At 43.9% G+C, this 14,363-nt stretch carries 10 protein-coding genes; 6 read left to right on the top strand and 4 right to left on the bottom strand.

Annotated elements, in window-relative coordinates:
* The first annotated feature begins 45 nt into the window (after nucleotides 1–45).
* Nucleotides 46–3,705, top strand: coding sequence for an ABC transporter permease (locus SNE26_RS18430; protein WP_321555381.1), 3,660 nt, complete (start codon nucleotides 46–48; stop codon nucleotides 3,703–3,705).
* A gap of 115 nt (nucleotides 3,706–3,820) precedes the next feature.
* Nucleotides 3,821–6,235, top strand: a complete 2,415-nt coding sequence (locus SNE26_RS18425; RefSeq protein ID WP_321555380.1) for an ABC transporter permease — start codon at nucleotides 3,821–3,823, stop codon at nucleotides 6,233–6,235.
* A 217-nt stretch (nucleotides 6,236–6,452) separates the two neighbouring features.
* Here the strand turns inward: SNE26_RS18425 and SNE26_RS18420 are convergent, their stop codons facing one another.
* The 3 genes from SNE26_RS18420 to SNE26_RS18410 form a co-directional block, all read right to left on the bottom strand.
* On the bottom strand, nucleotides 6,453–7,388 hold the full coding sequence (locus SNE26_RS18420) for an IS3 family transposase (RefSeq protein WP_321555379.1): 936 nt from the start codon (nucleotides 7,386–7,388) through the stop codon (nucleotides 6,453–6,455).
* 8 nt (nucleotides 7,389–7,396) lie between these two features.
* A complete protein-coding gene (locus SNE26_RS18415) occupies nucleotides 7,397–7,798 on the bottom strand; it encodes a hypothetical protein (RefSeq protein ID WP_321554648.1) in 402 nt (133 codons plus the stop codon).
* Between the two features lie 150 nt (nucleotides 7,799–7,948).
* The gene (locus tag SNE26_RS18410) at nucleotides 7,949–8,395 is read right to left on the bottom strand and encodes a hypothetical protein (RefSeq protein ID WP_321555378.1); all 447 of its coding nucleotides are present in this window, start codon (nucleotides 8,393–8,395) and stop codon (nucleotides 7,949–7,951) included.
* A gap of 211 nt (nucleotides 8,396–8,606) precedes the next feature.
* Here SNE26_RS18410 and SNE26_RS18405 point away from each other — a divergent pair, with 211 nt between their 5' ends.
* A complete protein-coding gene (locus SNE26_RS18405) occupies nucleotides 8,607–9,668 on the top strand; it encodes a histidine kinase (RefSeq protein WP_321555377.1) in 1,062 nt (353 codons plus the stop codon).
* Between the two features lie 13 nt (nucleotides 9,669–9,681).
* Nucleotides 9,682–10,404, top strand: a complete 723-nt coding sequence (locus SNE26_RS18400) for a LytTR family DNA-binding domain-containing protein (RefSeq protein ID WP_321555376.1) — start codon at nucleotides 9,682–9,684, stop codon at nucleotides 10,402–10,404.
* A gap of 284 nt (nucleotides 10,405–10,688) precedes the next feature.
* Here SNE26_RS18400 and hemA read toward each other — a convergent pair whose 3' ends face one another.
* Nucleotides 10,689–11,915 carry a glutamyl-tRNA reductase gene (hemA, locus tag SNE26_RS18395; RefSeq protein WP_321555375.1) on the bottom strand — a complete coding sequence of 409 codons (1,227 nt, stop codon included), beginning with the start codon at nucleotides 11,913–11,915 and terminating at the stop codon, nucleotides 10,689–10,691.
* A gap of 168 nt (nucleotides 11,916–12,083) precedes the next feature.
* Between hemA and SNE26_RS18390 the strand changes: the two genes are divergently transcribed.
* Both SNE26_RS18390 and SNE26_RS18385 read left to right on the top strand, forming a co-directional pair.
* Nucleotides 12,084–12,473 (top strand): MauE/DoxX family redox-associated membrane protein, encoded by a 390-nt coding sequence (locus tag SNE26_RS18390; protein WP_321555374.1) that lies wholly within the window; start codon nucleotides 12,084–12,086, stop codon nucleotides 12,471–12,473.
* Between the two features lie 217 nt (nucleotides 12,474–12,690).
* On the top strand, nucleotides 12,691–14,217 hold the full coding sequence (locus SNE26_RS18385) for a carbon-nitrogen hydrolase family protein (protein ID WP_091212816.1): 1,527 nt from the start codon (nucleotides 12,691–12,693) through the stop codon (nucleotides 14,215–14,217).
* The last annotated feature ends 146 nt before the right edge of the window (nucleotides 14,218–14,363 follow it).

Genomic DNA, 14,363 nt, shown 5'->3' with positions numbered 1-14,363 from the left:
AATAAATTATAAAGTTGGAATAGCCTTTGAAACAATTATTGTAACTTGACCGCATACAGCTTCCATATCACCCCTTATGACCTGACGTTTTTGGCTGCGATATTTATCGGGTTTACTTTTAGCCTGCTGTTATGGTTTACCAAAAGCATTAACCTTATTGCAAACCGTTTTCTGTCCCTTGCCATGCTAACCATTATTTTATGGCTGGCCTGGGTATTGGGCAAAAGCATTGGGCTGGGTGCTTACTTCCCGCATTGGAGCCGGCTGCCGCTTCAATTTTCGCTGGCACTGGGCCCGTTCATCTATTTTTACGTGCTTAAGATAACCCGGCCGGGCTATAAATTACGTCGCACACATCTGCTGCACTTTATCCCCTTGTTGCTGCAACATGGCATTTTTGTATTGGAGATTAGGCAAAGCATAAGCACCGGCGCGGCAACCTATCATACACCGGTATTTGGGCAAACGGGCCTGATACTGAATATAGCGGCTTTCATTTCGGTGGTCGCCTATTTGTATATTTCCTTCGGGCTGATTGAAAGTTATTACCAACAGTTGAAATTCAATAACGTAAATGACCGCTATCGCAACCAAATGCGCTGGCTGGCCCGGTTAATCAAAGCCTTTGGTTTTTTATGGTTATTATGGCTGCCCTATGCTGCTGCAGATTTTTTTTATTTCCATTACCCGTTAGGAATCTACGCATACTATCCCTTGTATTTGCTGTTAGCGGGAATGATGATCTGGATAGCGGCTACAGCCCATTCAAAACCAGGAACCTCGGTTATTGAGCAGGCCTCTCCTGTTTCGAAAGCACCGGTTTCGGCGGAGCTCAGGCAAAAGGGAACCTGGCTCAGGAAGGCTATGGAGGCTAACCGGTATTACCAGGATGCAGAGCTGAATTTGACCTCGCTTGCCGAAAAGCTTGGGCTCACCGTTCATGAGCTATCCCGGATCATCAATGTGGCGCTCAAAAAAAACTTTAACGATTTTATCAATGAATATCGCGTTGCGGAAGTAATCAGGAAAATGCAGGACCCCGCTTTTGCCCATATAACCTTGCTTGGCATAGCACTGGAGTCGGGGTTTAATTCAAAATCCTCCTTTAACCGCATTTTTAAACAAATGACAGGTAAAAGTCCGGCGGAATATAAAAGCGGGCCCCAAAAAGAGTTCCCAAGTTATAACTTAAGACGACACACCCAGTTTGCAGGGGTAATTTCGAAGCATGAAGCCACAATCACGTGGTCTTCCGGGAAATTAAACCGCAGCTATATGTTCAAAAATTATTTTAAAATCGCGTGGCGCAATATCACCCGCCACCAAAGTTACTCGGCCATTAATGTAGCAGGGCTGGCGGTGGGCATTGCGGCCTGCCTGCTGATATTTGTAGTTGTTCAATATGAGTTGAGCTTTGATACGTATCAGCCCGGTTATAAAAGTACCTATCGCATCGTTACTAAAAAAGACAGGGAAGGCAATATCAGGTATAGTGCCGGGATCTCAACACCTGCTGTAGATGCTTTTCGCCTTTATTTTCCGCAGGCTGTTGTTGCAGGCATCAATGCCATTTACGGAAGCCAGATCGTTGCTCCGGCTGCTGACGGCAATCCGGCGGGCGCTAAGAAATTTATAGAGGACACCGGCATTATGTTCGCCGAACCCCAGCTTTTCGATATTTTTTCAGCAACATGGCTCGCCGGCAGTGCATCGGCGTTGAAAGATCCTAATATGGTGGTGATAGATAAAAGCAGCGCCATAAAATATTTTGGTAGCTGGCATTCGGCGGTAGGAAAAACGCTCAGGATGGACAACCTGTTAACGCTAAAGGTGGCAGGTGTGATACAGGATGTCCCCCCAAATACCGACCTCCCGTTTAAAGTGCTGGTATCATACATTACCTGGAAGCAGAATGCCAAAAGCTATCATTATTCATATACCTGGGACGAAACAAGCAGTGACTGCCAGGTGTATATAAAATTTCCGGCGAATGTGCTGCAAAGCACAATTGAAAGTCAAATGCTCAGTTTTTCCGAAAAGCAATTTAATAGTAATAATAAACGCACTGCCAGAAAAAGATATGCTGTAGCACAGCCCTTATCAACTATCCACTTTGATACCAGCTTTGGCGGTACGCTGGGCGATCACGTAACAAGCAGGTCCACACTGCGTACCCTGTCGCTTATCGCAGTGCTGATCATTGTTATGGCATCTATCAATTTCATTAATCTTTCAACGGCGCAATCTGTCGGCCGCTCCAAAGAGGTGGGTATCCGGAAAGTATTGGGGAGCAGCCGCGGGCAATTAATGGGCCTGGTGATGTGCGAAACGGCTATTATCGTGCTGTTTTCGGCAGGGCTTGCTATATGTGTGGCCGAAATAGCTTTACCATTACTCAAACATATTGCCAGCGTTCCGGATAGCATTGGATTGTTTAATCCTGGCATATTGCTTTGCCTGGCCTGCGTAATAATTGCTGTGATCCTGCTTTCGGGAATATACCCGGCAATTATCGTGTCGGGGTTTAAACCTGTCCAGGCGCTGAAAAACAAAATTAATTCTGCCGCGGTAGGTGGCATATCGCTCCGCCGTGTGTTGGTAGTTACCCAGTTTGCCATTTCACAGCTGCTGATTATTGGAACGGTAATCGCCGTTAAACAAATGGATTTTGTAAACAACGCCGATCTTGGATTTAATAAGGAAGCCGTATTGGCTATACCATGCCCCGCCGATAGCGTAGGTTTATCGCGATTGAACAGCTTTAAACAACAGGTACTCACATTGCCGGGTGTAAAGGCAGCGAGCTTTTCGGCTGATGCGCCATCGTCGTCGCATAACAATTCAAGCAATTTCTTTTTCAATCATTCAGAAAAAGATCCGGGCTTTGATGTTTTTATGAAAGTGGCCGATGCGGATTACTTTAAAACATTTGACCTCAGGTTTATAGCGGGTAAAGCTTATCGCGCCAGCGATACCGCGCGCGAACTGGTGGTTAATGAAACCCTGGTGCGCAAACTCGGCATTAAACGCGCCGACGATGCTTTGGGTAAAACTATCACCTTCGACAGTTACGGAAACCTGCCTATAACAGGCGTTGTTGCCGATTTTAAAACAAACTCCATGCGCGAAGAAATTAAACCGTTGGTCATGTACCCCTCAAAACAATTAGAGCAGCAAATAGCGGTAAAAATTGAAAGCCGAAGACTTGCCAAAACGGCAGCATTGGTGCAAAGTGCCTGGGAAAAGAAATATCCCGAATATGCCTACACCGGCTTTTTTGTTGACGAAAGCATTGCCAAATTTTATGAACAGGAAAACCAGCTCGAACTGATTTATAAAGTATTTGCGCTTATCGCGATTTTTATCTCCTGCCTTGGCTTGTATGGCCTGGTATCATTTATGGCGGTACAGCGTACCAGGGAGGTAGGGATCCGGAAGATTTTAGGCGCATCAATAAGCAGTATTGTTTACCTGTTTTCGAAGGAGTTTTTAGTGCTTATGGTAGTGGCATTTGTGATTGGTGCGCCCCTTGCCTGGTACCTGATGAACGGATGGCTGCAAACTTTCGCCTATCGTATTTCGCCGGGCTTATGGGTTTTTGTGGCAGCCATTACAACCTCGTTATTGATAGGCTGGTTTACTGTAGGTTATAAAGCTTTAAAAGCCGCACTGGCAAATCCTGTAAATAGTTTGCGCAATGAATGATTTGGTTGCCATTTTGCCAAAGCCAACCAGCAAAAACGCACACCGGTTGTAACGTTTCCGTACGGTATTTATAAAGTTATATATGTAACTGCTTTATTATAAATTGGTTAATTATATGGCATGGATTTTTGGATGGCATATTAACATTTACATCAGCGCCATGTTCAAAACATATTTTAAACTTGCTTACCGAAATATAATAAGAGATAAAGCCTATTCTATTATCAATATATCGGGTTTGGCTATAGGCCTTGCCGCGAGTATCCTGATTTTGCTTTGGGTGCAAAATGAATTAAGCTACGATAAATTCCATAGAAATGCGGGGCAGATCTATCGGATCGACAGCGATTTCGGCGACTCTAAAACCGCGGCAAGCTCGGCCGGGATGCCTTTTGGATTGAAGGCGGAAATACCTGCTGTTAAGAATGCGGCCCGGCTATACCCGGGCTTTCCTTCCATCCTGTTTGAAACAGGTAACAAGAAATTTCAGGAAGAGCATGTGTTTTATGCCGATCCGGGTTTTATGGAAATGTTTTCTTATCCTTTAATAAAGGGCGACCGTGCTACAGCCTTGAATAAGGCGAATGGCGTTTTAATAACAGAAGATATCGCTACAAAATACTTCGGGAAAGAAGATCCGATTGGTAAGGTAATCCGAAAAGATAACAAAGAGAATTTGATGGTAACAGGCGTTATGGCCAATATCCCCGCCAACTCCGATCTGCAGTTTGATATCCTGCTTCCGATGGCTTTAATAGCTCAAACCAATAACGATCTGAAAAATAATATCTGGGATAATTTTAACTTTTTTGGTTACGTTCAATTCGATAAGAGTTTTGATCCCTCTGCTGCTAACATCGCCAGACTGGAAACCCAAATCGGTCAGATTTTTCATAAACATAGCCCCGATACCAAGGCTACTTTCAAATTACAGCCTTTGACCAAAATACACCTGGATCCTGAAAGATCAGGAGATTCGCCGGGACATGGCAATGCACAATACGTAAGTATCTTTTTTGTAATCGCTATATTGATATTGATTGTAGCTTGTATCAATTTTATGAACCTGGCTACCGCGCGTTCGGCACGCAGGGCCAAAGAAATAGGCTTACGTAAAGTTGCGGGAGCTGTTCGCGGACAATTGGTGCTGCAGTTTTTAAGCGAGTCGATATTTATCTCTTTTCTTTCCCTGTTACTTGCAATTGTTATTGTCCGGATGTTTTTGCCGGTATTTAATGATCTGGCCAACAGGAAACTCATCATCGATATGTCTGATGCCAGGCTTTGGTTAAGTCTTATTAGTATTGCGTTAATAACCGGTCTTATCTCGGGGAGCTATCCGGCACTATTTCTATCAGGTTTTAACCCGGTTAAGGTGCTCAAGGGTAATGTAAAATCAATGGGCGGTAATTTGTTTTTCCGTAATACCCTTGTCGTGGTTCAGTTTATGGTATCTATTGTATTGCTGGTGGGCACGGTAGTTATCTATAATCAGCTTAAATTTATCAGGGACCGGAACCCGGGTTTTGAAAAGGCCAATCTTTTATATATGCCAATGACAGGCGAGATCTGGCATAAGCAGGAGGCTTTGAAAAATATGTTAAGGCAAACCTCAATGACAAGCGATTTTACCACAATTACCGATTTGCCGACTGAACTTGGTGGCTGGACACTCAATGTGCAGTGGAACGGTAAAGACCCGCGTTCGCAGCTGTCAATCCCGGTAATGGCTGCCGATGAAGATTTCACGCATACATTCAGAATGAAGTTAGCCGCCGGCCGAAGCTTTTCGGCAGCATTTAAAACCGACTCGAATAATTATATGGTTAACGAAAAAATGGCGAGCGTTATGGGCCTTACCGCCAGCACTGCCATAGGCAAACCATTAACAGTTTGGGGCAATAAAGGGACTATTGTTGGGGTTATAAAAGACTTTAATTTTAAGCCCGTTCAGCAAACCATTGAACCACTGGTTATACCTTTTAATAAAATAGGCGGTTATGTGGTAATCAGGACTTTACCCGGAAAAACCAATGCTACTATAAAGGCACTGGCAGCTATGAGCCAGGCGCTCAATCCTGCTTATCCTTTTAAATTTGATTTCATTGATCAGGACTTATCCAATCTTTATAAAGGCGAGCAGCAAATGGGTAACATCTTTAACCTTTTTGCAGGTTTGGGCATTTTTATTTCATGCCTGGGTTTATATGGTTTATCTGCTTTTATGGCCGAGCAGCGTACCAAGGAGATTGGCGTACGCAAAGTATTAGGTGCATCGGTATTAAACCTGGTTTATTTACTATCCTCGGGGATTACGAGATTGATTCTCATCGCCATAATTATAGCCGTCCCGCTTTCATGGTATGCAGTGAATAGCTGGCTATCGGGTTTTGCTTATCATATCAATGCTGGCTGGCTGGTGTTTTTCATAGCTTCTGTAGCCGCATTGGGTATTGCCTGGGTCACGGTTAGTTATGAATCTGTAAAAGCCGCGACCGTTAACCCGATTAAGAGTTTGAGAACGGAGTGATAGGGGAATGTTTTTCACCCCCCTTTGCGAGTTTAACGCCCCATCAGGGTCTCTCACAGAGGATCCTGATGTATACGCCATGCTGATTCGCTGTTTTAAATATCCGGTTAGACGATTAGCGCCCGGCGAACCTCAGGGTCCTCTGCGAGAGACCCTGATGGGACGTTGATATGCTGTCTCGTCCTAAAAAAAGTTTACATTTTATGAGATAGTCCTGTTATGTATTTACAAGTGTAGTGATGTCCTGTGATACGTTTACAATGTTAGTGTTTTTGCGATAATAGTTCTTCCACAATTTTTGAGGTAGCAAGCTTTTATCATGCACATGTTGGGGCGTTAGCAGACCGATACTGAAGTGTGGCCGGTGTTTGTTATACAACTCGATAGCTCTATCCAGTAATTGTTTTGCTTGTTGCTTATTCTCAGGCCGGTGATGCTTAAGATATTCTTCTTTAAGAATGCCGTTCATTCGTTCAGCAACGGCATTCTCTAATGGGTCACCGTTCTCGGTCATACTGATCTTGATGTATCTGTCCTGTAATAGCTTTACATAGCTTTCTGTGCAATATTGCACTCCCCGGTCCGAGTGATGTATAAGTGCCTCCGGCAATTGTTCAGGCAGGTCTTTTAAAGCCATTTTCAAGGCCTGTATCGTTTCGATCGTTTCTAAGGTATCAGCCAAATGATAGCCAACTACTTTGTGCGAATAAGCGTCCGTTATCAAACTGATGTACAAATGTTCTTCTTTTACTTTCCAGTAGGTGATATCGCTTACCCACAGTTGGTTAGTCCTGACGACCTCCAGGCTGCGTATGATATTCGGCCATCTGTTGAACCGGTGACCCGACCAGGTCGTCACATGCCGCCTGCGGCGTTTCTTTACTAACAGTCCATTAGCTGACAACAGGTCGAACAGTGCATCCCGTCCCATTTTAATGCCATGATCAAGCAAAAAAGGGTGCAGCTTTTCATAAAGCTTCCTGCCACCCATTGCCCGGTGGTCTTGGCGAATGCTGACAACCTCCTGCAATATAAGTGTATCCTCTATTCCAGATGCTTCTTGTTGCCAAAAGTGCTGATAATAGGCCTGACGGGTAATACCAAGTAACCGACATAATCGTACAAGGCTGATCCTTGTATACATGTCTTTCATCTCATGGATCACTTGGTATCCGACTTTTTTCGGATAGGAATATTAAGATCACGTTCAGCAATCTCGATCATACGCTTGTACATTTCACTGCGAAGCTGCTCATCTTCAAGCTGACGTTCGAGTTCTTTGATGCGTTGTTGTTCTTGCGACAAGGCACCTGTAGGCGGATCTTTATGGGGCTTCTTTGCGGGCAAGGATAGTGGTTTTACTGATGACAAATATCTGTCTTTTTCCGGAACTTCTGCATAACCTAACTTCTGCATCCAACGCGTTATGCCACTATGTATCTTGATATCATATTTCCTCAACAACGCCTTTTGACTAACACTGCCAGCCAAATACTCTTTGATAACTGAATGCTTAAATTCAAGTGAATAATGTCCTTTTCCATCAATAATGATCTTTTCCATGTAGTTTATTTTTGTGTAAACTCATTTCAGGACAAGACAAAGAGTTTAAAAACGGAGTCATGGGGGATGTTTATTTTAACCGATCGAAGTCGCGATTAGTTAAACCTCGATCGGTTGATAATAAATGATAACAGCTGTAGCCACCTCTTTTTAACGCAGCATGGCCAGCATCTCACCATTGGGCAGCTCCCGCGAAGCATAGTGCAGGCTGAGCTCATGGTTGCCGTTCTTTTTTTCCAGTTGCTGTAACTCTTTTACAGGGATGGTCATAGCAAAATCAGAAGCATCGGCAAAGGCCCACTTCTTCAGCGTGTTTCCTTTTTCATCCTGTAGGGTAAGGCTGCGGCCAGTGCCAGGGCCTTTCATCCGGCAGTGGGTATACTTAATGCGCAGCTCGTCGCTTTCATTTGCTTTATCCAGTTTCAGCACCCTTAAACTTACCGGCTGGTTCACATACTGCTTTAGGATGAGTTTGTTGTTCAGGTAGATCTCGTAACCGTCCAACCCAAATTTGTTAGTGAAACCAAATGCAGCGAAGCTCAATGTGATCAGCGTAAATAACCCTATAAACGCCTGATAGAATTTGATGTGTTTCATGATCATAAGTTTTAAATGAAATCCCTGGTTCTTTGTACAATATTAAACGAACCGGGAACCATGCAGAAAATTAGTAGACCAACAACCTGAATAATAGACATTAGCTTTTTTATCTTTATATTCCTCTACTATTTGTGCTGTTTGTCGATATAATTTTGCAGGCCAAATGCTTTTGGTTTCCTTTATTGCTCAATGCTAATGAAACATCAAAATGGATGCGCTGGATAAACCAATCTCGCTGCCGTTTTTAAAACGCAGTACTACCCTAAGGCATGCCCTGATGCATGGAGCTTACTGGGTGCTGATCACAGGTTTTTTCATTTATGAGAAAAGATACCTCATATACAAAGCCAGCATGCCTTATTTTGTAGCCTGCGTGGCCGGTCGCATTGTACTGCTCATTATTATAGCCTATCTTAACCTGCAATACTTTTTGCCCCGGTACCTGTTAAGGAAGCGGTACCTTGCTTATTTTACGGCAATCATCCTGTCGGTAATTGGATATTTAGCCACCCAAAGCCTGTTTGATTTTTATTTGTATGGATATGTAGTAGGGCCGATGCGCAACAGTAACCTGTTAGAATCATTATCCTATAACTTTTTTAGCACCTTATGGTACCTGGGGTTAATGCTGGCGCTCAAGTTAAGTATGGATTGGTATGGTCAGCAATTGACCATTCAGAAGATCACCGTAGAAAAACTGAACGCCGAAGTTAACTTTCTCAGGGCGCAGGTAAATCCGCATTTCCTGTTTAATATCCTCAATAACCTGTATGCACTAACACTTAAAAAATCAGAGCTTGCCCCGGATGTAGTGCTTAAGCTATCAGAAATGATGGAATATATGCTGTACGACAGTACCGGCGAAAAGGTGCCTTTGGAAAAAGAGATCAGCTATCTTAATAACTACATGGAACTGGAGCGGCTGAGGTTTAGCGGGGAAGCTGCCATTGACCTGAATATTAATGCCGAGCTGAACGGACACGAAATTGCCCCGCTGCTGTTGCTGCCCCTGGTTGAAAATGCTTTTAAACACGGACTGGGCAGGCAAACTAAAAGCGGCTGGCTCAAGGTGGATGTCGATCTGAAACAGTCAAGATTGGAGGTTATCATAGAAAATGCCAAGCCAGCATCGGTAGTTAATAATTGTAAAGGAGGAATAGGGCTCGACAATTTGCGAAAGCGCCTCGACCTGCTTTATCCGGCCAGGCATACGCTGCAACTGGAAGATAGAAAAGATGCTTTTTGGGTTAAACTGGTGATTGAATTGTAAGAACGGATTTAATATGGAAGCGATGCTGAAATTTGTGGTAGTAGATGATGAGCCGCTTGCGCTTGAAATATTAGACGATTACCTGAAAAGAATTGACCATGTGCATTCGGTGTTCCTGTTCAGCAACGCGGGTGATGCTTTATATCATTTAAAAGATCACCATGCTGATGTATTACTGCTGGATATCGAGATGCCGGAAATGACAGGGATCCAATTTCTGAAAACACTGCCCGATCCTCCGCTGACTGTTTTTACTACAGCCTACCGCAACTACGCCTTTGAAGGTTATGAACTGGGTGTAATTGATTTTTTGCTGAAACCGATATCTTTTAAGCGTTTCGGGCAGGCCATTGACAAGATCAGGGAGTTCCTGTCCCTGAAAGCACAATATGACCATGCAGAAGATCTTTCGGCGGATAAAAGCACCGATTTTATTTTTGTTAAAAGCGGTGTACAGCGTATCAAACTTTATTTTAACGAGGTTACGCACATTCAGGGATTAAAAGATTATGCCATCATTTATACCCATACAGAAAAGATCCTGTTAAAAGGTTCTATCAAAGCGATGTTGGATATTTTCCCGCAGAAGCGTTTTATCCGGGTGCATAAATCTTTTATTGTATCCGTTAATAAGATTACCCGTTTGGAAAGTAACCGCATTATTTTGAATGGACATGAAATTCCGATAGGGCGGAATTTTAAGGATGATTTGGAGCTGGTGTTAGCGGGGAAATGAGTCGCTGTTTGATTTCGTTAACTGGTTGAAGTTTAGCGAAGCGTAACTTCGGCCAGTTAATGGAAATCGCACAATCTCTCGCTTTTTTTATTTCCTCCGGACAATTATGGTGACAGCACCAACAACGGCGGGGCTAAACTTCGATCAGTGACGAATTAAACAAATTGTTTGAATTTGTTTAGTTTAATAATCGTTGGGTAATTCTTAAATTCAATGAATTCGGTTCAGATAAAAGCAAGCATGCTGTTAATCCTCAAATTCTGTAAATTCTGATTCAGAGAGTTTTAGTTTTCATTGATCAATATATCCTTCGCCATGATCATGGGTACGCTGATATATTTTTTCTCCATGTAGTTGATCACTTTTTCCAGGATCTCGCGCGATTGTTCGTCCAGGCCCTGTACCTCGTCGGCAAAAACAGAATTGATAGCGGTGTTGCGGATCTCCTTGATCTTTTCAGGAACCTGGCGCATAGCTACCTCGATACGGCGCTGTTTAAGCTGCTGTACAAATTCGGCAATGTTTTGCTCAATAATAGCTTCGGCATGTACCAGTTCGTGGTAACGCTCCTGCAGGTTCTTTTTGGCAACCTCGTTAAGCGAGTGCACTTCGATAAAGTTAACCGGGAATTGTTCCAGTACTTCGGGGGCGGTATCGTTAGGAATGGCAAGGTCGACAATGGTTTTCCTGCCGGTTTCGCCGTTTAGCAGCGATTGGTAAATTTCGGTGGTAATGATTGGTTCAACTGCTGATGTGCAGGTAATAATGGCATCAAAACCTTTTTTATAGGTTTTCAAAGCTTCGAGGTCAAAGGCTTCACCGCCCAGGTCGGCAGCTAATTTTTCGGCATTGGCCACCGTACGGTTAAACACCGCGAAGTTTGAAAATTTATGTTTTTGAAGATATTTGGAGATGTTGCGGTTGGTTTCGCCTGCGCCGATGATGAGGATGCGGGCATTTGAGCAAAGATTAAGGTCTTTCAATTTGCGATAAGCCAGCGACACAACCGAAATTGGGTTTTTGGAGATGTTGGTATGCGTATAAACTTCCTTGGCTGTTTTAACCACGCAGTTCATGATCATGCGCATGGCATCGCCGGTTAGGCCGGCCTCTTTGCAATGTTCATATGCTTTGCGTAACTGGGCCAGGATCTCCTTTTCACCCACGATCAAACTCTCTAACGAACATGAAGTACGCAACAGATGTACCATGGCTTCCTGGTCTTCATAAATAGACGCGCTATCCATAAAAGTGCTCAGTGAATCGTGGCAAAGCTCTGTGTTAAAGGCTTCTATGAACTTTTTGGCAAAGTCCTTATCAACCGATTGCGGTGTGGTCATCACAAATTCCACACGGTTGCAGGTAGCCAGATAGAAGATTTCGGGAATATTAAACTGCTCTTTAACCTGCGCAAGTTTATCTGTCAGATTTTCCTGGCAAACCACCAATCTACCCAATTCCTTCAGTTCAATCTGTTTGTGCGTAAAAGCTATTACCTTTAGATACTTCAAAGCAGTTTTAAAATTTGACCGAACAAAAGTATCACTATTCGGCACATGCAATGTCAACACTTTGTCAAACAGGATTATTTGGAATGGTTATAAATTACAAAAATGGCTTGTTTTGCAGTATTTAAACTGTTTTATGATACGTATGACAAAATATTTGTAAATTAAAACATGGATAAGTATAAAAAAATAAGCCTGGTAATACTCGTGGCGTTTTACGTACTTGCAGGCCTTAATCACTTCCGCGACCCCGACTTCTATTATGCCGTAATGCCCAATAATTTGCTTTACCCCGAGGCTGTTAACATACTGGCCGGGATTGCTGAAATTTCATTGGGATTACTGCTCATTTGGCCTAAAACACGGTACTGGGCAGCCTGGGGAATTGTTTTAATGCTGATAGCTTTTTTACAGATTCACGTAAGCATGGCATTTAAAGCCCCGATGAAACTAAACTCCATGACAGTTGCACCCTTTTTAGCGTGGCTGCGTTTGGCCTTACAGTTTGTACTGATCTACTGGGCCTGGTGGCATACAACCGATCGGAAGAAGATAGTTTAAACCAAAATGGGCTTTGCCTGTTGGGGAGATGGGGCAGGGCGATGAGCTGACTCACCCGGCCGACGCTTCGCCATCCTCTCTACGCTGTTAGCGTAAAGAGGGGGAGAGAAAATAAAAAAGTACCCCCCTCTTTGCGAAGCAGAGAGGGGGACGAGCGCAGCGATGTCGGGGTGAGTAAACGCCGCTCAGCCTAAAACACTGATACAACAAATGATATATGGATCTGCAAAGTATTGAAATGCGTAACCTGGAGGTACAGGACTACCAGGAGCTGAAAAAATCAATGAAATCGGCCTATATGGATATGGACGAGGACTATTGGGATGCCAATTCTATCCGCCGGCTCATCAAGATATTCCCCGAAGGGCAGATCTGTATTACCGTTAATGATATGGTTGTGGGCTGCGCGCTGGCTATTATTGTTGACTATCAGAAATTTGGCGATAACCATACCTACAAACAAATAACCGGCGACAGTACCTTTAAAACCCATAACGATAAGGGTGATGTGTTGTATGGGATCGACGTGTTTATCCACCCCAAATACCGCGGCTTGCGCCTCGCCCGCAGGCTTTATGATGCCCGCAAGGCCCTTTGCGAAAAGCTGAACCTGAAAAGCATCATCGCGGGTGGCCGGATCCCCAACTACCAAAAATTTCAGAACGAGCTTACGCCCCGGCAGTATATTGATAAGGTGAAGTATAAGGAGATATATGATCCTACCTTATCGTTTCAGCTCTCTAATGATTTTCACGTACGTAAGGTGCTGAGGAATTATCTGCCCGAGGATAGCCGCTCCAAAGGTTTTGCCACGCTTATTGAATGGAATAATGTGTACTACGAAGAGGTAAGTGATGTTATCAATCATAAAACAGTAGTACGCATTGGCCTGGTGCAGTGGCAAATGCGCTCATACAGCAACATCAGTGAACTCATGAAGCATGCCGAATATTTTGTTGATGCCGTGAGCGATTACCAGGCAGATTTTATCCTGTTCCCCGAGCTGTTCAATACACCGCTGATGGCCGATTATAACCACATGGATTCGGCCAAGGCCATGCGTGAGCTGGCTAAATATACCCAACCTATTATCGAGGAGTTTTCAAAACTGGCTGTATCCTACAACGTGAACATCATTGCGGGCAGCATGCCTTATATTTTTGAGGAGTCGTTGTATAATGTATCATACCTGTTCAGGCGGAACGGCAGTATGGAGGAGGTTTACAAAATTCACCCAACCCCGGCCGAAATCAGCTCATGGGGCATGCGCGGCGGCGATGAAGTGAAAGTGTTTGATACTGATTGCGGTAAAGTAGGTATCCTGATCTGTTACGACGTCGAGTTCCCGGAACTTTCGCGTATCCTGGCCGGCCAGGATATGCAGATCTTATTTGTGCCCTTCCTTACGGATACCCAAAACGGTTACAACCGGGTTAAGTTTTGCGCCCAGGCCCGTGCTGTAGAAAATGAATGTTATGTGGCTATTGCAGGCTGCGTAGGCAACCTGCCTAATGTAAATAATATGGGTATCAGCTATGCACAATCGGCAGTATTCACACCTTCGGATTTTGGTTTCCCGACAAACGGCATTCAATCCGAAGCTACGCCAAATACCGAAATGATTGTTATTGCCGATGTTGACCTGTCATTGCTTGATGAGCTGCATGAGTACGGCAGTGTTCAAAATATCAAAGACCGGCGTACGGATTTGTATAATATTACTTTTAATGGGAAGAGGGTGTAGGACTTAATTTTAAAAGTATAATAAGAAGCGTCATTGCGAGGTACGAAGCAATCCCAAACTGTACGGAGAAACTTGCATAGCCGCTCTGCAAATCGGGGATTGCTTCGTACCTCGCAATGACGCTTTTTTTGTTAAAATACTTGCCA

This window comes from Mucilaginibacter sp. cycad4, assembly GCF_034263275.1.
Lineage (GTDB): Bacteria > Bacteroidota > Bacteroidia > Sphingobacteriales > Sphingobacteriaceae > Mucilaginibacter.
The sequence above is the reverse complement of the archived record's forward strand: the minus strand, read 5'-3'. Positions and strand labels throughout refer to the sequence as shown.